This window comes from Planotetraspora sp. GP83, assembly GCF_041262585.1.
GTDB lineage: Bacteria > Actinomycetota > Actinomycetes > Streptosporangiales > Streptosporangiaceae > JAOEGB01.
Genome location: NZ_JBGCBZ010000011.1, coordinates 47545 through 66936, shown reverse-complemented (window position 1 = coordinate 66936; position 19392 = coordinate 47545). Strand labels below are relative to the sequence as shown.

21 protein-coding genes and 3 tRNA genes are annotated in these 19392 nt (G+C 69.3%); 17 read left to right on the top strand and 7 right to left on the bottom strand.

Annotated elements, in window-relative coordinates:
- Nucleotides 1-19: 19 nt before the first annotated feature.
- Nucleotides 20-556 (top strand): PspC domain-containing protein, encoded by a 537-nt coding sequence (locus ABH927_RS17220; RefSeq protein WP_370022659.1) that lies wholly within the window; start codon nt 20-22, stop codon nt 554-556.
- Between the two features lies 1 nt (nt 557).
- Here the strand turns inward: ABH927_RS17220 and ABH927_RS17215 are convergent, their stop codons facing one another.
- The 4 genes from ABH927_RS17215 to ABH927_RS17200 all read right to left on the bottom strand — a co-directional run bounded on the left by ABH927_RS17215 (nt 558) and on the right by ABH927_RS17200 (nt 4274).
- Nucleotides 558-1847 (bottom strand): MFS transporter, encoded by a 1290-nt coding sequence (locus ABH927_RS17215; RefSeq protein WP_370022657.1) that lies wholly within the window; start codon nt 1845-1847, stop codon nt 558-560.
- Nucleotides 1848-1980: 133 nt separating this feature from the next.
- Nucleotides 1981-2322 carry a metallopeptidase family protein gene (locus ABH927_RS17210; protein ID WP_370022655.1) on the bottom strand — a complete coding sequence of 114 codons (342 nt, stop codon included), beginning with the start codon at nt 2320-2322 and terminating at the stop codon, nt 1981-1983.
- 12 nt (nt 2323-2334) lie between these two features.
- Complete coding sequence (locus tag ABH927_RS17205) at nt 2335-3195, bottom strand: ABC transporter permease (RefSeq protein WP_370022653.1); 861 nt, start codon at nt 3193-3195, stop codon at nt 2335-2337.
- A complete protein-coding gene (locus tag ABH927_RS17200; RefSeq protein WP_370022651.1) occupies nt 3192-4274 on the bottom strand; it encodes an ATP-binding cassette domain-containing protein in 1083 nt (360 codons plus the stop codon). The genes ABH927_RS17205 and ABH927_RS17200 overlap by 4 nt, the downstream gene beginning before the upstream one ends.
- A gap of 68 nt (nt 4275-4342) precedes the next feature.
- On the opposite strand from ABH927_RS17200, the gene ABH927_RS17195 reads away from it, so the two are divergent.
- From ABH927_RS17195 to ABH927_RS17155, 9 genes are all read left to right on the top strand, one after another.
- Nucleotides 4343-5032: a TetR/AcrR family transcriptional regulator C-terminal domain-containing protein gene (locus tag ABH927_RS17195; protein ID WP_370022649.1), complete on the top strand. Its 690-nt coding sequence runs from the start codon at nt 4343-4345 to the stop codon at nt 5030-5032.
- The gene (locus ABH927_RS17190; protein ID WP_370022647.1) at nt 4989-6608 is read left to right on the top strand and encodes a metallophosphoesterase; all 1620 of its coding nucleotides are present in this window, start codon (nt 4989-4991) and stop codon (nt 6606-6608) included. The genes ABH927_RS17195 and ABH927_RS17190 overlap by 44 nt, the downstream gene beginning before the upstream one ends.
- Nucleotides 6609-6681 (top strand) — tRNA-Glu (locus ABH927_RS17185).
- A 106-nt stretch (nt 6682-6787) separates the two neighbouring features.
- Nucleotides 6788-6862, top strand: a tRNA-Asp gene (locus ABH927_RS17180).
- A gap of 20 nt (nt 6863-6882) precedes the next feature.
- Nucleotides 6883-6956, top strand: a tRNA-Phe gene (locus ABH927_RS17175).
- A gap of 378 nt (nt 6957-7334) precedes the next feature.
- A complete protein-coding gene (locus ABH927_RS17170; RefSeq protein WP_370022646.1) occupies nt 7335-7619 on the top strand; it encodes a hypothetical protein in 285 nt (94 codons plus the stop codon).
- A 264-nt stretch (nt 7620-7883) separates the two neighbouring features.
- The gene (locus ABH927_RS17165) at nt 7884-8933 is read left to right on the top strand and encodes an LLM class flavin-dependent oxidoreductase (RefSeq protein WP_370022644.1); all 1050 of its coding nucleotides are present in this window, start codon (nt 7884-7886) and stop codon (nt 8931-8933) included.
- Nucleotides 8926-9957 (top strand): LLM class flavin-dependent oxidoreductase, encoded by a 1032-nt coding sequence (locus ABH927_RS17160; RefSeq protein WP_370022643.1) that lies wholly within the window; start codon nt 8926-8928, stop codon nt 9955-9957. The genes ABH927_RS17165 and ABH927_RS17160 overlap by 8 nt, the downstream gene beginning before the upstream one ends.
- Nucleotides 9958-9976: 19 nt before the next feature.
- Nucleotides 9977-10690 carry an NADPH-dependent F420 reductase gene (locus ABH927_RS17155; RefSeq protein WP_370022641.1) on the top strand — a complete coding sequence of 238 codons (714 nt, stop codon included), beginning with the start codon at nt 9977-9979 and terminating at the stop codon, nt 10688-10690.
- 116 nt (nt 10691-10806) lie between these two features.
- Here the strand turns inward: ABH927_RS17155 and ABH927_RS17150 are convergent, their stop codons facing one another.
- Nucleotides 10807-11007 carry a hypothetical protein gene (locus ABH927_RS17150; RefSeq protein ID WP_370022639.1) on the bottom strand — a complete coding sequence of 67 codons (201 nt, stop codon included), beginning with the start codon at nt 11005-11007 and terminating at the stop codon, nt 10807-10809.
- 484 nt (nt 11008-11491) lie between these two features.
- On the opposite strand from ABH927_RS17150, the gene ABH927_RS17145 reads away from it, so the two are divergent.
- The 5 genes from ABH927_RS17145 to ABH927_RS17125 all read left to right on the top strand — a co-directional run bounded on the left by ABH927_RS17145 (nt 11492) and on the right by ABH927_RS17125 (nt 16380).
- Nucleotides 11492-12814, top strand: coding sequence for a chitosanase (locus tag ABH927_RS17145; protein WP_370022637.1), 1323 nt, complete (start codon nt 11492-11494; stop codon nt 12812-12814).
- A 379-nt stretch (nt 12815-13193) separates the two neighbouring features.
- Entirely contained in the window at nt 13194-13445 is a 252-nt protein-coding gene (locus ABH927_RS17140; RefSeq protein ID WP_370022635.1) for a hexameric tyrosine-coordinated heme protein, read from the top strand.
- A gap of 4 nt (nt 13446-13449) precedes the next feature.
- On the top strand, nt 13450-15054 hold the full coding sequence (locus ABH927_RS17135) for a SulP family inorganic anion transporter (RefSeq protein WP_370022633.1): 1605 nt from the start codon (nt 13450-13452) through the stop codon (nt 15052-15054).
- Nucleotides 15055-15334: 280 nt separating this feature from the next.
- The gene (locus ABH927_RS17130) at nt 15335-15742 is read left to right on the top strand and encodes an SRPBCC family protein (RefSeq protein ID WP_370022631.1); all 408 of its coding nucleotides are present in this window, start codon (nt 15335-15337) and stop codon (nt 15740-15742) included.
- Between the two features lie 47 nt (nt 15743-15789).
- A complete protein-coding gene (locus ABH927_RS17125; protein ID WP_370022629.1) occupies nt 15790-16380 on the top strand; it encodes a DsbA family protein in 591 nt (196 codons plus the stop codon).
- Between the two features lie 67 nt (nt 16381-16447).
- Here ABH927_RS17125 and ABH927_RS17120 read toward each other — a convergent pair whose 3' ends face one another.
- Together ABH927_RS17120 and ABH927_RS17115 are read right to left on the bottom strand one after the other, a co-directional pair.
- Complete coding sequence (locus ABH927_RS17120; RefSeq protein WP_370022627.1) at nt 16448-16627, bottom strand: hypothetical protein; 180 nt, start codon at nt 16625-16627, stop codon at nt 16448-16450.
- Entirely contained in the window at nt 16624-17556 is a 933-nt protein-coding gene (locus ABH927_RS17115; protein WP_370022625.1) for a TIGR03620 family F420-dependent LLM class oxidoreductase, read from the bottom strand. The genes ABH927_RS17120 and ABH927_RS17115 overlap by 4 nt, the downstream gene beginning before the upstream one ends.
- Before the next feature lie 473 nt (nt 17557-18029).
- Between ABH927_RS17115 and ABH927_RS17110 the strand changes: the two genes are divergently transcribed.
- Together ABH927_RS17110 and ABH927_RS17105 are read left to right on the top strand one after the other, a co-directional pair.
- Entirely contained in the window at nt 18030-18602 is a 573-nt protein-coding gene (locus ABH927_RS17110) for a hypothetical protein (protein ID WP_370022623.1), read from the top strand.
- Nucleotides 18603-18886: 284 nt separating this feature from the next.
- On the top strand, nt 18887-19360 hold the full coding sequence (locus ABH927_RS17105; protein WP_370022621.1) for a GAF domain-containing protein: 474 nt from the start codon (nt 18887-18889) through the stop codon (nt 19358-19360).
- Nucleotides 19361-19392: the final 32 nt, after the last annotated feature.

The following is a 19392-nucleotide window of genomic DNA, read 5'->3' as shown; positions in this document are numbered from 1 at the left end:
AAAAGGGCAGTGTGGAGGCATGAACGAGATGCACACCAACGGTTCAGTGAAGCAGCTCCGCCGCACCCGGAACGGCAAGATCATCGCAGGAGTCTGCTCCGGCGTCGGGGAGTACATCGGCGTCGACCCGAACATCCTGCGCCTCGCCTTCGCCGTCGCGACGTTCTTCGGCGGCCTCGGAGCCGGCGTGTACGCCGTGGCGTGGCTGCTGCTTCCCGAGGACGGCAAGCCCACCTCCATCGCCCAGGACCTCATCAGCAACAACAAGGACGGTCACGTCTGGCAGGACGCCAAGGCCAGGTGGGACCACGCGCAGAGCACCTGGAACCGGCCCGCCGAGCCGGCCCCCTACGGCAGCCGGCAGCCCGCCGGTTACGAGAGCCACCCGTACGGCCAGGCGCCGGCTTCCACCCCGGCTTCCACCCCCGCTCCCGCCCCGACGCCCACCCCGCAGAACGGCCCCGACGACAAGCCCGTGGTCCAGCCCGTGGTTCAGCCCCAGGACAAGCCTGAGGACAAGCCCGAGGACAAGCCCGAGGACAGGCCGCAGGCCTGAGTCAGGCGGCGGCCCGGACCTTGGCGATGATCTCCGTACGAGACTCGGTCCAGAGCATGGCCAGCACGGCCGCGACCGAGAGCCCGGCCGCTCCGGCCAGGGCGACCACGGGCTCTGGACCGAGCTTCTGCGCGGCCACGCCTCCGATGAGGATGCCGATCCCCTGGGCGGCCAGCAGCCCGGACTGGACGAGCCCGAAGGCCTGGGCGCGCCCCGCGGGCGGGACGCACTGGACGAACGCGGCGTTCGCGGCGAGCTGGTAGGCGCCGCCGATTCCGGACAGCACCCAGAGCGCGATGACGCCCTCCAGCGACGGCCGCATCGCGCACACGATCAGCGGTGCGCAGGTCAGCATGGACAGCCACCCCATCGCGTGCAGCCGCCCTGACGGGGTGACGAAACGGCTGAAGAAGAACGCGCCGACCACGGTCCCCGTCGGCATCGCCGCCATCAGCAGTCCGGTGATCACCGGCACGGGCAGCGTCCCGCCGCCGAGTCTCGCGGCGTACGGCACGGCGATCCCCTCAGGAAGCACGTAGAAGCCGCAGAGCCAGGCGAAGAGCACGAGAGTGCGCAGCCGCCGGTCGCCGAAGACGAGCCGTGCGCCCGCCCTCGTCATGGTCCACATCGACAGCCGCGCTCCGTCGGCGCGCAGAGACGCCGGGCGCCGCCGTACCCCTGAGATGATCACCAGGGCCGACCCCAGGAACGTCGCCGAGTCCAGCGCGAGCGCGCGGTACGGCCCCAGGCCGGCGATGACGGCCCCGCCCGCGGCGAAGCCGAGCATCTGGACGGCCTGGTTGGTGACGTTCTGGATGGCCGATCCCACGACGTACCGATCGCCTTCGAGCACCTCGGGCAGCAGCGCGGCGCGGGCGGCCGAGAACGGCGCGCTGAGCAGCACGACGCAGAAGACCAGCGCGCACAGCGCCGAGAACGGCATGCCGGGCACGGCCATCAGAGCCAGCAGGGCCGCCCGCAGAAAGTCGCAGTACAGCATGACCCGCCTGCGGGGATAACGGTCGGCGAGGCCGGCCAGCAGGGGTCCGCCGATGATCGGCGGCAGGTAGGTCAGCGCGTAGACAGCGGCCGTGGCGAGCGCCGACTGGGTCCGGCTGTAGACGAGGACGGCCAGAGCCACCTGCGCGAGTTGGTCGCCGAGCAGCGACATGCCCTGCCCGAGCCACAGCGCGCGGAACTCCCTGATGGCGACGACTTCGCCGTATGTGATTCGGCCCTCGGGTGGACGGCGGTGCCTCCCTGATAGCCGGCTGGGCTTCGTGGCCGCCATGTGACTCCGCTGGGCTTGCCGGGGTTGCTGCGCGTACGACTAGTCGGGCTGAGCTCGCCGGGCTGCATCTAACAGACCGTCGCCAATATGTTACTTACAGTGCCCGCTGTTTCGACGCTTTGCAACCCTGTGATTACCAGCCGAGTTCGTGAAGTCTCTCATCGTCGATGCCGAAATGGTGGGCGATCTCGTGAACGACGGTGATCCGTACCTCTTCGACCACGTCTTCCTCGGTCTCGCAGATCTCCAGCGTGGGATTGCGGTAGATCTCGATCCGGTCCGGCAGGACCCCCGAATACCAGTCGCCGCGCTCGGTGAGCGGGATGCCGGTGTAGAGCCCCAGGAGCCCGGGCTCGGGCGGGTCGTCCACGACGACGACCACGACGTTGTCCATGACCTTGGCGAGCTCCGGCGGGATCGTGTCCAGCGCCTCGGCCACGAGCTCCTCGAACCTCTTCAGCGGGACGTCGATCACCCCCTCATCGTGTCACCGCGAGGTGGCCGTCCGATACCGCCGTACGGCAAGCGGCACGAAGACCGCCAGGATCAGCAGCGACCAGCAGAGCGTCGCGATCACCGGGTGCCGGAGCGGCCAGGACGCGGCCGCCGAGCCGGGGTTGCCGAAGAGCAGGCGTGCGGCGGAGACGACCGCGCTCATCGGGTTCCAGTCCGCGATCGGCCGCAGCCAGCCCGGCAGCCCTTCGAGCGGGACGAACGCGTTCGCCAGGAACGTCATGGGGAACAGCCATCCGAACGTGGCCGCGTCGGCCTGCGCCCCGTTCTTCACGAAGAGCCCGATGTAGGTGCCCACCCAGATCATCGCGTACCCGAACAGCGCCAGCAGCCCGAAGCCCGCGAGAGTCTCCAGAGGCGTCCCATGCGGGCGCCATCCGGCGATGAGCACGCCGCAGACCGCCATCGAGGCCAGCGTGAGCAGGTGCATGGACAGATCCGCGACGCTCCGTCCCGCCAGTACGGCACTGCGCGCGATGGGCTGCGCCCGGAAGCGGTCGATGATCCCAAGAGCCATGTCCTCGGCGACGGCCGTGGCGGACGCGACCGCGGCCAGCGCCATGACCTGCATGAAGATGCCGGGCATGAGGTAGTTCCGGTAGTCGCCCCCGCCGGGCAGCCTGATCGCGCTGCCGAAGACGTACCCGAACAGCACGGTCATGATCACGGGGAAGACCAGGAAGCCGGCTATCTCGCCCGGTTGCGCCCGCAGTCTGGCGAAGGTCCGCCCGGCGATCGTCAGGGCGTCGATGAGGACCCAGCGCAGCCGGCCGGCCGTCGTGGCGGGGGGAGCGGCGGGCGGAGTGGCAGGCGTTCGCGTGTCGAGGACGGTCATGCCGCGGTCATCCCTTCAGATCGGCCGGCCGGCCCGTCGGCTCCGTGCCCATTCGTTCCGCTGGCCCCGTGCCGGTTCGGCCCGTCGGCCCCGTTCGCCCCGTCGGCCTCTTGCCCGTTCGGTCGCGTGGTCAGCTGGAGGAACACCTCGTCCAGCGTGGGCCGGCGCAGCCCGAGATCCTCGACGGCGATCCCGGCCGCGTCCAGGGCCGCGGCGATCTTGATGAGGGAAGCGGCGCCATGCTCGGCGGGGACGGCCAGCCGGTGCTCGCCCTGGTCGATCTCCAGCCTGTCGTCCGCTTCGTCGCCCAGCCGCTGCTCCGGGCCGCCTTGCAGGACCGCGCGAACGACCTGGACGCCCTCGGTCAGGTCCGCAGCCTCGCGGAAGACGACGCTCACGCGGTCTCCGCCGATCCTCGCTTTGAGCTCCGACGGGGAGCCGGAGGCCGCGACCCGCCCGGAGTCGATCACGACGATCTGGTCGGCCAGGTGGTCGGCCTCGTCGAGGTACTGGGTGGTGAGAAGCAGGGTGGTGCCCTCGGAGACCAGCTCGCGAAGCATGTCCCACAGAGCCAGCCGGCTCCGTGGGTCGAGGCCCGTCGTCGGCTCGTCGAGGAAGAGCACGGGTGGCGAGACGATCAGGCTGGCAGCCAGATCGAGCCTGCGGCGCATTCCGCCGGAGTACGTCTTGACGGGCCGGTCGGCCGCGTCCGCCAGGCCGAACCGTTTGAGCAGCTCGTCCGCCCGCAGCCGTGCCGTACGGCGGGGCAGGTGGTAGAGCCGGCCGAAGAGGACGAGGTTGCGGTGGCCGGTGAGCAGCTCGTCGACGGCGGCGTGCTGGCCGGCGAGGCCGATGCGGTAGCGCAGGCGGTCGGCGTCCCGCACCACGTCGCAGCCGGCCACCCGGGCCGTACCGCCGTCCGGGCGCAGCAGCGTGGTGAGGACGCGTACCATCGTCGTCTTTCCGGCGCCGTTCGGCCCGAGCAGGCCGCACACCGTGCCCGCGGGCACGTCGAGGTCGACTCCGCGCAGCGCCTCGGCCGGGCCGTACCGCTTGCGGATCCCTTCCGCGTAGATCACACCATCTCCTTAACGTCGTTAAATTTAACAACGTTAAGCATGGATTGAACGTCGTTAAGCTGTCAACCGTGGCCCTCGAACGAGACAAGATCGTCAGTACGGCTCTGCGGCTCCTCGACGAGGTCGGGCTGGACAGGCTGACGCTGCGCCGGCTGGCGGCCGAGCTCGGCGTGCAGGCACCGGCGCTCTACTGGCACTTCAGGAACAAGCAGGAGCTGCTGGACGAGATGTCCGAGGTCATCACCGTGCGGGAGGCTCCCCCTCTCCTTCCGCTCGCCGAGGGCGAGTCATGGGAGGGCTGGCTGGCTGGCTGGATGCGGGGCCAGCGGAGGATCTTCAACTCGCACCGGGACGTGGTCCGGCTCACCGCGGGCACCCACCCGGGCCAGGGAACGCTCGCGGCCGTCGAGCTCATCCTGGAATCGCTGCGGCGTGCCGGGTTCAGCGGCACCGACGCGATGTGGGGCCTCGGCACGCTCGCGAGCTTTCTGGGCGGATTCGTGCTTGAGGAGCAGGCGGATCGGGAACGGGGGCTGAGTGATCCCGCTCACTTCGAGGAGGCGCTTGAGGGGCTCGCGCCGTACCCCAACCTGCGCGCGGTCATGGCCGAGACCGGCGGCCCCCAGAGCGACGCCTCGTTCGAGCACGGCCTGTCCCTGATCCTGGAGGGCATGCGGGCGCGACTGGTCGCGAATTCGGGTAGTCAGGAAGGACATGGATATCTCGGGGTGGAAGGCGACCGCCCGGCGGTTCGGTAGCGGCCGGGCGGCGCGGGTCCTGGCGATCGTGCTCGCCGCCGTGGCCGGAGGTTGGCTGGGGCTGGCGTTGGGAGCGTCCGTGGACACGCCCGTCGGCCCGGCGGACATCGGGATGTCCCTGCAGCCCTCCTGGAGTGGCGAGACCGTCGTGGACGTCCGCCCGCTCGGGACGCTCAGCTTCAACAGCCACAACAGCCCGGTACGGCTCAGCCTGGACATCGAGGCCGTCCATCCCGACGCGGCCGAGCAGATCCTGAGAAACCCGCGATGGGCCGACCGGCTCCCCATGATGATCGAGAGCGACGTGGCCAACGGCCTGCGCCGCCTCGTCATCCGCGCGCTGATCTGCGCGGTGGTCGCCGGCTTCCTGACTGGCCTGGTGGTCTTCCGGCGCCTCTCCAAGGCGGCGTGGACCGGCGCCGGCTCCCTCGTCATGGTGGTCCTTCTCGGCGGGCTGTCAGCCGTGACGTTCAATCCGCGCTCGGTCTCCGAGCCCCGCTACACCGGGCTGCTCACGGGCGTGCCGTCCCTCGTCGGGAGCGCCCAGTCGATCGTGAGCCGGTTCTCCGAGTACCGCGGACAGCTGGCCAAACTGGTGACAAATGTGTCACGGCTCTACGAGGCCGGGTCGACGCTGCCCATCTACGACCCCGACCCGGACACCATCCGCGTGCTGCACGTCTCCGACCTGCACATCAACCCCGTGGGCTGGAACGTCATCAAGTCGCTGAAGGACCAGTTCAAGGTCAACCTGATCATCGACACCGGCGACATCAGCGACCACGGCACCGGAGCCGAGAACGAGTACGTCAAGGAGATCGGCCGCCTCGGCGTGCCGTACGTCTTCGTCCGGGGCAACCACGACTCCCTGACCACCCAGCGGGCGGTCGCCAGGCAGAAGAACGCGATCGTGCTGGACGATGTCGCCGCGACGGTCAAGGGCCTGAACATCTACGGCATCGGCGACCCCCGGTTCACGCCGGACAAGTCCGTCCGGCTGTCCGACGACTCCAGCCAGGCGCTCTACAACCTCGGCCGCTCCCGTTCCGTGGAGCTCGCGCCGCCGGAATGGCCGCGACCACCGTCGACGTCGGCCCCGGACAAGATCGGAGCCGACATCGTGGCGGTCCACGACCCCACGGTGGGCCGGGGGTTCTCCGGATCCGTGGCGCTCGTGCTGGCCGGCCACATGCACCAGCGGTCCACCGAGCTGCTGCGGACGGGGACGAGGCTGATGGTCCAGGGATCGACGGGCGGCGCCGGTCTCCGCGGCCTCGAACAGGACCAGCCCACGCCTCTCATGGCCTCGGTGCTCTACTTCAGCAAGTCCACCCATCGCCTGCAGGCCTGGGACGACATCACGGTCGGCGGTCTGGGCGAGCAGTGGATCCAATGCGAACGTCATATCGAGCCTGACCCTGGCCGTACAATTTTCCCGGAGTCGACGAAGGTCCCGCAGCCAACGGGAACGATCAAAGGCTCACCGTCGCCAACCGCTTTGGCATCAGGGGCAAACGTCCCCTATGCTTCAGAGGTCTCCGACGGAAGACGTCACGGAACAGGGCACCGGCCCTGAGCCCCCATCGTCTAGCGGCCTAGGACACCGCCCTTTCAAGGCGGCGGCACGGGTTCGAATCCCGTTGGGGGCACTCCGGAGCGTCAGGCTCACCGGGAAAACGAGAGGTCGAAGACCTCCGAAGAACTGGTAGGCTAGGCGAGCCGAACAACACGGAAGGGAAACCTTCCGAACATAGAGGTCCTGTAGAGCAGTTTGGAGTGCTCGCCACCCTGTCAAGGTGGAGGTCGCGGGTTCAAGTCCCGTCAGGACCGCGTACGGCGGCAGCCGCCGAGGTCAGGTAGCTCAGTTGGTACGAGCGTCCGCCTGAAAAGCGGAAGGTCGGCAGTTCGACCCTGCCCCTGACCACCCTCTCTGAACAGCCCAAACGCCCCGAGCGATCACGCTCCGGGGCGTTTTCGATCTCCAGTGACAGCAACGCTGACAGCAACAGCCGTTATACCGCAGGTCGCTCCCTCTTGTCGCATCCCTGGCAGGCTGGTGACCATGTGGTTCCTTCCATGGCCAACTGCAGCAGACCGCGATCGGACCGGCCGAAACGGCGATCGTTCACCCCGGAGTACAAGCCGGCGATGGTCGAGGCTTACGACGCGGCGACCGAGCCCGGAGCCAAGGGCGCGTTGCTGCGCCGCGAAGGGCTGTACCACTCCCACATTCTCGAATGGCGTAAGGCCCGGGACGCGGGTGCGCTGAACGCCCTGGCCGCCAAGCCGCCGGGTGGCGCAGATGTCGGTGAACCGGTGGCGTCGTGCCTATGTGGCGGGCGCCAGGGACGCGCTGGCCTCCAAGGGGCCCGGCGGTGCGGTGTGCAAGCTCACCGACGCGCAGTTGGCGGTGCTGGAGGCCGAGCTTGAGGCCGGTCCGGCGGCCTACGGGTGGGACGACCCAGTGCTGGACCCTGAGCCGGATCGCGAGGTGGTCAACATGCGGTTCTGGGTGTCCTACACGCTGGGTGGGATGTGCTACCAGCTGCACCGGCTCGGGTGGAGCTGGCAGTACCGTCCATCCTGATCGCCGCGTTTACCACCAAGACCGGCTTGGACTTCCAACCGCCCTAACCTCAGCCTTAAAGCTTTCTATAGCGAGCGATCTTTACACAACTGAAGTGACAGGCAGCTCCTCGACGGTCGGCAATGCCCTGCGTCGCTCACCTGTGTTTTCGCCGCCCAGCTCATCCTGATTGACGTGTCAACCATATACTCCCTTAGTGACACGTCAAGCACCTGAGGGTCCCGGAGATGTACCGGGCCTCCCGGAACAGGACAGGAGGAGACCATGACGGCCAGAGCCTTGGAACTTGGGCTCGACTCATTCGGAGAGGTCGCGACTGACCGGGGCCGCGTGCTGAGCGACGCCGAGACGGTCCGGCTGATCGTGGAGGAGGCAAGACTCGCCGAATCGGTCGGGATCAACGTGTTCAGCGTCGGCGAGCACTACCGCGAGGGCCACAACGACACCGCCACCCCGGTGCTGCTCGCCGCGATCGCCACCGCCACCGAACGCATCCGACTTGGCACCTCTGTCACCGTGCTCAGCACGAACGACCCGGTGCGGCTCTACCACGAGTTCTCCACCCTCGACGCCGTCTCGAACGGCCGCGCCCAACTGGTGCTAGGGCGGGCATCGGTGACCGAGTCCTTCACCCTGTTCGGCTACGACCTCGCGGACTACGAGCGGTTGTTCGAGGAGAAGCTCGACCTCTTCATGCGCCTCCAGCGAGAGGAAGCGGTGACCTGGTCGGGGACGGTCCGAGCGCCGCTCGTCGAACAGCGCCTCCGTCCCCGGATGCGGCCAGGCGGCATCCCGACCTGGATCGGCGTGGGCGGCAATCCGAACTCCGTGCTCCGCGCCGCCGGCTACGGCCTGCCACTCATGCTCGCCATCATCGGTGGACGCCCGCAGCGCTTCGCCGGCCACGTCGACCTCTACCACCGAGCGCTCGAACAGTCCGGGCACCCGGCGCAGCCTGTCGGGCAGCACTCGCTCGGCCTTGTCGCGGACACGGATGAGGAGGCGATCGAGACCTGGTGGCAGTACTGGGAGCCCGTCATGACCGCGTTCGCGAACGAACGCGGCTTCTACAAGCCGAACCGCGAACGCTACCAAGCCGAGATCGACCACGGAGCGCTCTTCGTCGGCTCACCGGAAACGGTCGCGCACAAGATCGCGACCGTGGCCCGGGATCTGCGGCTGAGCCGCTTCGACCTCAAGTACGACATCATGCACCTGCCCCGCGAAGCCCGTGCCCGTTCGATCGAGCTGTTCGGTCGAGAGGTCGCGCCGCGTGTGCGGGAGCTGCTCACGAAGGAGTTGACCAATGGCTGATCTCGAGTTGGGTCTGGACACGTTCGGTGACGTGCCGGAGGACGATTCCGGCGCCCTCGTGTCACACGCCGCGGCCATCCGGCAGGTCTTCGACGAGGCCGTTCTCGCGGACGAGATCGGCGTCGACGTCATCGCACTCGGCGAGCATCACCGCCCTGAGTACGCGATCTCGACCCCGGAGACCATGCTCGCCGGCATCGCCACGCGCACCTCCCGCATCCGGCTCGCGTCGGGCGTGACGGTGCTGAGCTCGGACGACCCGGTCCGCGTGTTCCAGCGCTTCGCGACCGTCGACGCCCTGTCGAACGGCCGGGCCGAGGTCATCCTCGGACGAGGCTCCTTCACGGAGTCGTTCCCGCTGTTCGGCTACGACCTCGCGGACTACGACGTGTTGTTCGAGGAGAAGATCGAGCTCTTCGCGCGGCTGCTCGACGAGAAACCGGTCACCTGGAGCGGTACGGTCCGGGCCCCGCTGGAGAATGCCGACGTCTTCCCCAAGACGGAGTCCGGGCACCTGACCACCTGGGTCGGCGTCGGCGGCTCGCCCCAGTCGGTCGTCCGCACGGCGCACTACGGGCTTCCGCTCATGCTCGCCATCATCGGCGGCGCGCCCGAGCGCTTCGCCCCCTACATCGACCTCTACCGGCGCGCCGCCGAGGAGTTCGGCACGACCGCACACCCTGTCGGGATGCACTCGCCGGGCTTCGTCGCCGACACGGACGAGGAGGCCCGCGAGGTGTTCTGGCCGCACTACCGCGTCATGCGCGACCGGATCGGCGCGCTGCGCGGCTGGCCGCCGGTCCGCCGGCAGGAGTACGACGCCGAGATCGCGCACGGCTCCCTCTACATCGGCTCGCCCGAGACTGTCGCCCGCAAGATCGCCCGCGCTGTCAGCAGCCTCGGCGTCGGCCGATTCGACCTCATCTACACTGTGGGCCCGGTGCCGATCAGTGCGCGCCTTCGCGCCGTCGAGCTCTACGGCACGAAGGTCATCCCGATGGTCCGCGACATCCTCGCCGGCTGACGTCGTGAACGGAGACGACATGGACACCGCAGACGTTCGCACCATCGGCATCCTGGGCGCAGGCAAGGTGGGCACTGTGCTCGCACGGCTCGCCCTGGCCGCCGGCTACCGGGTGCTCATCGCCGGATCGGGCGATCCCGCCAAGATCGCCCTCGCGGTGGAGATCCTCACGCCCGGCGCGGTCGCGACGACCGCCACCGAAGCGGCCGCCGGCGCCGATATCGTGATTCTGGCCCTCCCGCTCGGCAAATACCGCAGCATCCCCGCAGAGGCCCTGCGGGGCAAACTCGTCATCGACGCGATGAACTACTGGTGGGAGATCGACGGAATCCGTGACGATCTCACGGACCCGCGCACCTCCTCCAGCGAAATCGTCCAGGCGTTCCTGCCCGGCTCCCGGGTGGTCAAGGCGTTCAATCACATGGGCTATCACGATCTCGAGGACGGTGCCCGACCGACGGGGGAGGCGGGGCGCGCGGCGATCGCGATCGCCGGCGACCCGGACGACCTCGCCATGGTCGCGGCCTTCGTCGACGCGCTCGGCTTCGACCCCGTCGTCGCCGGTCCCCTCGCGGAGGGCGTGCGTCTGGAGCCGGGTACGGAGCCCTTCGGCGCGAACGTCGGTGCCGACGAGTTGCGCGCCATGCTCGACCGCTTCCCGGACTCAGACCGCGGACGGATCGTCGTCCGCGCTCGAGCCGATGTCTCCGGATCATCTACGCACGCGGCCTAAGCCCCCGGCCACCACGAACTCGACGGGGAGATCCTGTGCGATCTCGTCGCGGACCCGCACGGCGGCGGCCAGCAGGCTGCGCAGGGTCAAACCCGGGATCCGCACGTCGTGCCTGTTCAGGAGCGCCCCGCCCAGGTCGGCCAGCACCCGCGGACAAAGCGGCCGCCGATGTCGAGGCCCAGCACGTATGCCACGTCCGAGACGGGCTCGAAGTAGACCGCCCGGTAATGCGGGGACTCGGGCGGCGTGGTGACCTCTCGGACCAATCCCGCGGAGAGCAGCAGGTCAAGAGCGCTGCTCGCGGTGGGCTTGGACATCTGGGTACGCGGGCCGCCTCGGCACGGGACAGTGGCGGATCTCGGCGGATGGCCTCCAGCACCACGGCGGCGTTGGTCTCGCGAACGGTGGTCCACGTCGCGTGGTTGTAGGCCATTCAGTCACGATAGTAAGAAGCACTTACAACAATCAAGCGGCGAACACTCACGTCCCTTGACCCCTGGCCAAAAGGTAAGGTTTGCTTACCTGTCCCCTCAACATCCAAGGTCGCGGCGAGATTGGGTCTTGCGCGAGCGCGACACGCTTCCTAGCATCCCGTACAAGTTAGGAACGTTTCCTAACTATGGTGATCGTAAGACATCCGCCTTGCGATTACCGATCGTCACATTCGGCCGGCTGCCGCGGGCCGTCAGCGCCACCCTGGCTCCGCCCACCCGGCCAAGTGGGCAGAACCGGCCGTACACCGATCACCCCCGGCCGACCGCACGGCCAGAGCCGTGCACCCCCCAACCAAAGGACCCCCGAATGTCCTCCGCAACGAATCCCACACCTGCTCCCAACCGCTGGCGGCGCCACCGCCTGTCAGCGCTGGCGGCCGTCACCGTCGCCGTGGCCCTCCAGCCCGTCCTGGCCTCTCCGTCGAATGCCGCGGTCACCCTGCTCTCGCAGGGCAAGGCGGCGACCGCGTCCTCGACCGAGGCCAGCGCGTACTCCGCGAGTTACGCCGTCGACGGGAAGACCACCACCCGGTGGGCGTCCGTCGAGGGCCATGACCCCGAATGGATCCGCGTCGACCTGGGCGCGTCCAGCAGCATCACCCGGGTCGTGCTGAACTGGGAGGCGGCCTACGGCAAGGCGTACAAGATTCAGACGTCGGCCGACGGCAGCGCGTGGACCGACATCTTCTCCACGACGACCGGCAACGGCGCCACCGACGACCTGACCGTCACCGGCACCGGCCGTTACGTCCGCCTGTACGGCACCGCCCGGGGCACCTCCTACGGCTACTCGCTGTACGAGTTCCAGGTGTACGGAACCGGCGGCACCGGCCCGACGCCCACGCCGACCCCCACGGTCACGCCGACTCCTACGCCGACCCCCACGGTCACGCCGACCCCGACACCGACGCCCACCAACGGCGTCGACCTGAACGACCCGCGCAAGAAGGAAATCGCGATGGAGTTGGTCTCCAGCGCGGAGAACTCCTCGCTGAACTGGAAGGCTCAGTACAAGTACATCGAGGACATCAAGGATGGCCGCGGCTACACCGCCGGCATCATCGGCTTCTGCTCGGGCACCGGTGACATGCTCGACCTCGTCGAGCTCTACACCAGCCGGGTGCCCGGCAACGTGCTCGCCAAGTATCTGCCCGCGCTGCGCAACGTCAACGGCACCTCCTCGCACACCGGCCTGGACCCCAACTTCACGACCGACTGGGCTCGCGCCGCGCAGGACCCGGCGTTCCAGAAGGCGCAGGACGACGAGCGTGACCGGGTCTACTTCAACCCGGCCGTCTCGCAGGCCAAGGCCGACGGGCTGCGCACGCTCGGCCAGTTCATCTACTACGACGCGATCGTCATGCACGGGCCGGGCACCGACAGCGTGAGCTTCGGCGGGATCCGCGCCACCGCGCTGAAGAAGGCCAAGACCCCGGCGCAGGGCGGCAACGAGACGACCTACCTCAACGCCTTCCTGGACGCCCGCAAGGCCGCCATGCTGACTGAAGAGGCCCACAGCGACACCAGCCGCGTCGACACCGAGCAGCGGGTCTTCCTGCAGGCGGGCAACTTCAACCTCAACACGCCGCTGGACTGGCACGTCTACGGCGACCCGTACCACATCTCCTAACCACCACGGCGGTGGGCGGGCCCGCGCTCTGAGCGGCCCGCCCACCGGACGCCGGCTGTCGTGTCGCACACTACGGTGACCCACGGCTGACCGTCGGATACAGCGGCCTCGCAGAGCCCGGAGCCGGGCCCGGCGAGGCCGTTCACGTCACGACCGTTTCCCCCGCCGCCGCGCCTTCGATACGCAGCGGGACACGTCGGCGGGCATGCCGCCGAGTGGCACCAGGCGTGACCTCAGTCGTGGTGCAGTCGAATGACTCAAGCGGTGGCGCGCCCATGAGAAAGACCCTGGGACAGACCAGAACGCGCCGGCGACGGTGGCTCCAGCGGCCCAGAAATCGTAGAGCGCGTTTCATCTTGCGCCCGAAAGGCGGACCAGCATGACCCGCGTACCCGAAGAGGCCCTCGAGCTCATCCCCGGCGGCACGCTCATCACGGCCACACCTGCTGAGGGCCGGGCCCTCGCGATCGCGATCGTCCGCAACACCGTCCACAACATCCAGCCGGAACTGGAGGCGCTGCAGGCCGGCCGTCCCCAGTACGCGACCGACGCCGCCCGCCTCATGGCCGCCACTCAAATCGTGACGATGGAGTTCGCGACGATCGCGGCGGCCAACAACTACTGGCGCTGACGACATGGCGGGCGCTGCCATCAGGGCCGATCTGGTCGCCGCGCTCACCGGGTGCGCCATCCTCATCCCGGAAGGCGTCGCCTACGCGGGCTCGGCGGGGGTGCCACCCCAGTACGCCCTGTACGCCGCCCCGGTGGTGCTGGCCGTCTACGCGTTGCTGGGCAGCTCGCCCCGGCTGATCGTCGGGGCGGCCGCCGCCGCCTCGGTGTTCTCGGCCGCGACGGTGAGCCAGATCTCGACCGATCCCGGCACGGTGATCGCTCTGACGGCGGCACTCGCCGTGCTCGCCGGAGCGATCCTGCTCGTCACGGGGCTGGTCCGGGCCGCCTTCATCGCCGACTTCCTGGAACCCGCGGCGCTCAGCGGGTTCCTGTGCGGCCTCGCCCTGGTGATCGTCGTCAGGCAGGGGGCCAAGTTCACCGGACTGGAGCCCGCGCACGGCGGGTTCCTGCCGCAGGCCTGGCGTCTGCTCACGAACGTATCCGAGTGGAGCGGCGTGAGCACCGCGGCCGGCGCGGCCGCTCTCGTTCTGCTCCTGGTGCTGGAGCGGTTCCTGGAGCGGATTCCCGGCGTGCTGCTCGTTCTGGTCGTGAGCATCGTCGTCTCGGTGGTCCTGCACCTCGACCAGCACGGCGTCGAGGTGGTCGGCCGGCTCCCCACGGCGCTGCCGGGCCTGCGGCCACCCGACCTGCCTCTGGGGGACTGGGCGTCGCTCGGCGGCAGCGCGGCCGGGATGGCGCTGATCGTCTTCGCGGTCAGCTACAGCGTCGCGGAACGGCTCGGTGACGGGCCCGACCCTGCCAAGGAGATGCGCGCCCTGGGCGTGGCCAACCTCGGAGCGGGGCTGGCGGGTGGATTCGCGGTCTCCGCCAACCCGTCGGTCAGCGCGGCCGTGTCACGGGCCGGCGCGCGGACCCGGCTCACTTCGCTGTTGGCCGCCGTGATCGTGCTGCTGGTCGGCGCATTCCTCACCCCGCTGCTGGCGCCGCTGCCCGAGCCGGTCCTGGCCGCCGTCGTCATCGCCGCCGTGCGGGGGTTCCTGTCGCCCAAGGCCCTCCCCAGGCGGGGACAGCCGGCCGCCGTCGCGCTGACATCCCTTGCCGGGGTGCTCGTGTTCGGGCTGCTGGAGGGGCTGTTGCTGGCGGCGGCGCTGTCGCTGCTGCTGTTCGTCGCGGAGGCGACCCGGGTGCGGGTCGTGGAGTTGGGGCGGCTGCCCGCCGGTGGATTCGGGGACGTGGGCCGTCACCCGGAGGCCGAGCGCATCCCGGGCCTGATCATCGTGCGCCCGCAGGGCGCGCTCTTCTACGGCAACATCCGCCGGACGAAGACGGCCATCGAGCGGGCAGTGCACGGTCCGGTAAAGGTCGTGCTGCTGGACCTCGGCGCCAGTTATCACCTGGAACAGCCGGTGGTGACCGGCCTGGACACGCTGAGGACGGAGTTGGGCGACGTCCGCCTGTGGCTCGCCGGCGTGCATGTCCCCGTCACACTGCCGGGTGTGCCTGTCCGGTCCAGCGTCGGCGCGGCCGTACACGAGTTTCAGGCGGAAGCAGCCGGCGAAGACGCCCTTTCGCGGGCATCGGGCCACGACGGCCTCGACGCGCGTTGAGAGATGGCTGCGGCGAGATCGGCCATGTCGAGCTGCATCGTTCTGGTGGAGGTCTCCTACTCCCAGGGGAGTCGCTTGAGGGCGACCTGGATCATCGCGTCGAGCTCGTCCTGAGGGGTTCCGGACGCCGCTTCGACGGCGATTCCCTGGGCGAGGACGGAGACGTACTTCGCCAGGTCGTACGGCTCGACGTCCTCGGGCGCCCGCCTGGCTTGGATGGAGCCCTCGCTAAGGGGGTAGGGGGCGGTTGATGAGTCGCAAGGATGAGGAGTGACGCCATATGACCGAATTCGAGCGTTCCCGCAGGATGCCGGCCTCGGCGGAGCGTGTGTTCGACGTCGCGTGCGATGTGGATCGGCTTGATCTGTGGCTGCCGCGCGACATCCACGTGCGGCCGGACGACCTCCCGGCGGTGACCGTTCACGAGGACGACACGGGGAGGGACGCCCGCGGGCTCCTGAACGAGGAGCGCGACCAGCTCCGCATGGAGTGGGGGACCCGTGACGACAACCGGTACTCCGGGTGGCTCCAGGTGGCGGGCATCCACGACGAGAGCAGCGATGTGACGGTTCACCTGTCGTTCTTCGAGGAGAAGCACGTGCCTCCCGCCGAGGTGCTCAACAAGGCGCTCGACGAGAGCCTCGAGCGGCTCGAGGAGCAGGTGCGCCAGGCTCAGGGCGCCGGCTGAAATCACCCGTTCGGTCCGGAAAGCGAATGTGTGGCGAGGAGAAGCGCATGAGCACACATGTACGCAGGGCACCGGTGCCGCGCCACGTGCCGGCGGGCGCCTCCACGATCGGCGACGGCATCGCCGTGGGCGAGGGAAGGGTCACCGTCGACGTCTACATCGACTTCCAGTGCCCGTTCTGCAGGGCGTTCGAGGAGGCGGCGGGGCCGACGCTGCGGAGCACGGTGGACGACGGGCTCGCCACGATCGTCTACCACCCGATGGCCTTCCTCGACCAGCTGTCGACCAACCACTACTCATTCCGGGCGGCCAACGCCTCGGGCTGCGCCTCGGACGGCGGGCGGTTCGTGGAGTACGCCGACGCGCTGTTCGCCAACCAGCCGCCGGAGGGCGGGCCCGGCCTCCTGGATGACGAGCTGGTCGAGATCGGCCGGTCGGTAGGCCTGAATACGCCGGCCTTCGCCCAGTGCGTGCGCGACCGGGTCTACCACGACTGGGTGGCGTACGTGACCGAGAGGGCGATCGAGCGCGGGGTGAGCGGCACGCCGACGGTCCTCGTCGAGGGCGTCCCGGTTCCGGCGAACCGCCGGACGATCGCGGCCGCGGTCGCGGCGGCCGTGCGGGCGCCCTCCGGTTGAGCGGCCCGTGCCGGGCGGCGTGCGGGAGTTCTCCGGTTGAGCGGCCCGTGCCCGGCGGCAGGGGGATCTACTGCTTACCGTCCTCCGCGGGCGGCGGTTCGGCCGGAGCCGTGGACGGCTCGGGGAGCGGCGGGCTCAATGACGACGCCCTCGGCCCCGCCAGCCGGAGGACCTGCCGGATCCAGGCTTCCAGGCCCGTCGGATCCGGTGGCGTGAAGGCCGTCTCGCCGGGCCCTGCCGTACTCACCGGCTCAGCTCCAGAAGTGCCGGGGCCAGCAGCCGGAGATGCTCCAGCTGCTCGGCGAGCGTGGGCGCGATGGGCTGGACGCAGACATGGTCGGCGCCGGCGTCGCGGTGGGCCCGGACGCGCCCGGTGATAGCCTCCGGGTCGCCCCACGGGACCACCGCGTCGATGAGCGCGTCGCTGCCGCCGCCCTCGAAGTCCCGATCGGAGAAGCCCAGCTCACGCAGGTTGTTCACGTAGTTCGGCAGGGCCAGATAGGTCGCGGCGTACTTCCGGGCGGTCGCCCGCGCCGTCGCGGGATCGGTGCCGGCCACGACGGCCTGCTCGGGAGCGAGCACAGGCCCGGGGCCGAGGATCTCCCTGGCCTGGGCGGTGTGCTCCGGGGTGACGAAGTAGGGATGCGCGCCCTGGGCCCGCGTGGCCGCCAGCTCCAGCATCCTGCGGCGCAGCGCCGCGAGGACCCGGGGCGGCTCCTCGGACAGCGGAGCCTGGAACGAGGCCGCGTCCATGGCGTCGAGGTAGTCGCGCATGGCAGCGACCGGCTTGCCGTAGTCGTGACCGCGGGTGGTCACCAGGGGAGCGTGGCTGACCCCGAGACCCAGGACGAACCGGTTCCCCCAGGCGTCCGCGAGCGTTCTCGCCCCGTTGGCCGCCGCGACCGCGTCACGCGCGTAGATGTTGGCGATGCCGGTGGCGACCTGGAGCCGCTCGGTCGCCGCCAGCAGGAGGGCGGCGTGGGTGAGGGCCTCTCGGCCGGCCGGGGTCTCGCCGATCCACAGCGTCGTGTAGCCGAGCCGTTCGATCTCCACGGCGGCCCGCCGCGCCTCGTCGACCGGGGCCGCCGACAGCGACGCCAGCCACACGCCCGTGCCGCCGAGGCGCTGCTTCAGGGCGGACGGGTCCACGCGCTGTGGGATGGGACGATCGGCCATCCAGGTGCTCCTTGTCTGTCGCAGCCCGGCCACGGTCGTCACGGCAAAGCGGGCGATCTTGGGTGAAAGCCACCGCATCCCCGCAGGTCAGCCGATCACGATAGACGGGCGTCTAGGGGTCAGCATCGCACCGCCGATCCCTCGACCGGGAGCAGGACCGGCTGATTGGGTTGCGTGTCGGCCGATCGCCGAGGCCGGACGCGAAGCCCGCTGCGGCGAAGTTTGAGATCAGATGCGTCGATAGGCCTGTATTAAATATTTCGTCCAACAATAATCTACCTTTCCCTTCTGCTGGTCGCCGGGCGGGGCGTGCGCTCGATGGGAGCGCCGGTACCCGCCCCGGACGCCGGCCGTTCCAGCGAGGGCTCAAGAGACGGCAAAGGCATGTCGCGCCGGTTCGTGTCGTGGCGGCGAACTCCTCGGCCCGCGTGTGTCCTGGGACCCGTGCTCGCCAACTTCCCTGGAGGCCGAAGATGAAGAAACTGCTGTGTGCCGGCGCGGTCACGATTGGCTTGCTGGCGTCCGGCTGCGGCGGTGCCGACGAAAAGAACGCCGCCAGCCCTGTCGCCGCGGACGAGTACAACGCGTCGCCGACGGAGCCGATGATGTCCCCGTCGGAGACCGCAATGACGTCGCCGGGTTACCCGGCGTCGCCGACCTCGCCCCTGCTGCTGTCCCCGACGGGCCCGGCGAGGATCGACGTGGCCGAGACCAAGCTCGGCAAGGTCCTGGTCGGGCTGGAGGGCCGTACGCTCTACCTCTTCACCAAGGACACGAACGGCAAGTCGACGTGCGTGGGCGCCTGCGCAACGGCGTGGCCCCCGGTTCTCACTCTCGGCAGGCCCCAGGCCGGGACCGGCGTGCGGGCGGACCTGATCGGGGGGTTCAAGCGCGAAGACGGCATGACGCAGGTGACCTACAACCACCACCCGCTGTACTACTACGCCAAGGACGAGAAGGCCGGCGACACCAAGGGCCAGGGTGTCAAGGACTTCGGCGGGGAATGGTACGCGGTGACCCCTGAGGGGAAGAAAGCGAAGAAGTAGGCGACGGCGGGACCGCTCAGGCCCCGCCCGCCGTACCACGACAGCCCCGGAGCGCCGCCCGCTCCGGGGCCGTCTCCATTGCAAACCCTGATCCCTCCGTTCAAGCCCCCCATGCCGCCTTTTGAGACTTTTTCTCTCTCCCGGCCCGCCTCTGCGTACGGCTCAGCCAAGCCCTGAAGTAACAAAGTGGGGTTCGCATGGCCGGGGGCTCCTGAGAGCCCACTAGGCTTAGCAGTGAATTCCGCCCTGTGTCCGCGGCCGCTTCAACATGGAGATGGCATGCGATGGGACCAGATGCGCCGCTAGTTCTTGAAAACGTTCTCGTAGGCATGGCCGACCTCTTCGGGGTCGACGGAGCCGCGCTCATGCTGTTCGACGGGCAGGACCGCCTGCGCGCGATCGGCGCCTCCGACGACGACGGCATCCTGCTGGAGTCCGCGCAGGAGTCCGTCGGCGACGGCCCGGCGATAGCCAGCGCGGCCCGCGGCGACTCCGTCGCGATCAACGACCTGCATGCGGCGACCCCGTTGGGGTTCCCTCATGTGGCCGCCCACGCCATGCCGGTTCGCGCCGTGCTGTCCGTGCCGCTCATCGAGGGCTCGGAGCTCATCGGCGTCCTGGACTTCTACGCCCGGATCGGGCGCGATTGGGACTGCGCCGAGGTGGAGACGGGTTCCCGTCTCGGCGAGCTCATGGTCATCGTCCTTCAGGTCCTGGCGGAGAGCAGGACTGATTCCTTCCCGTTTGGGCAGGTGTGATGGCCAAGTCGCTAACTCTCCACGACCGCGCC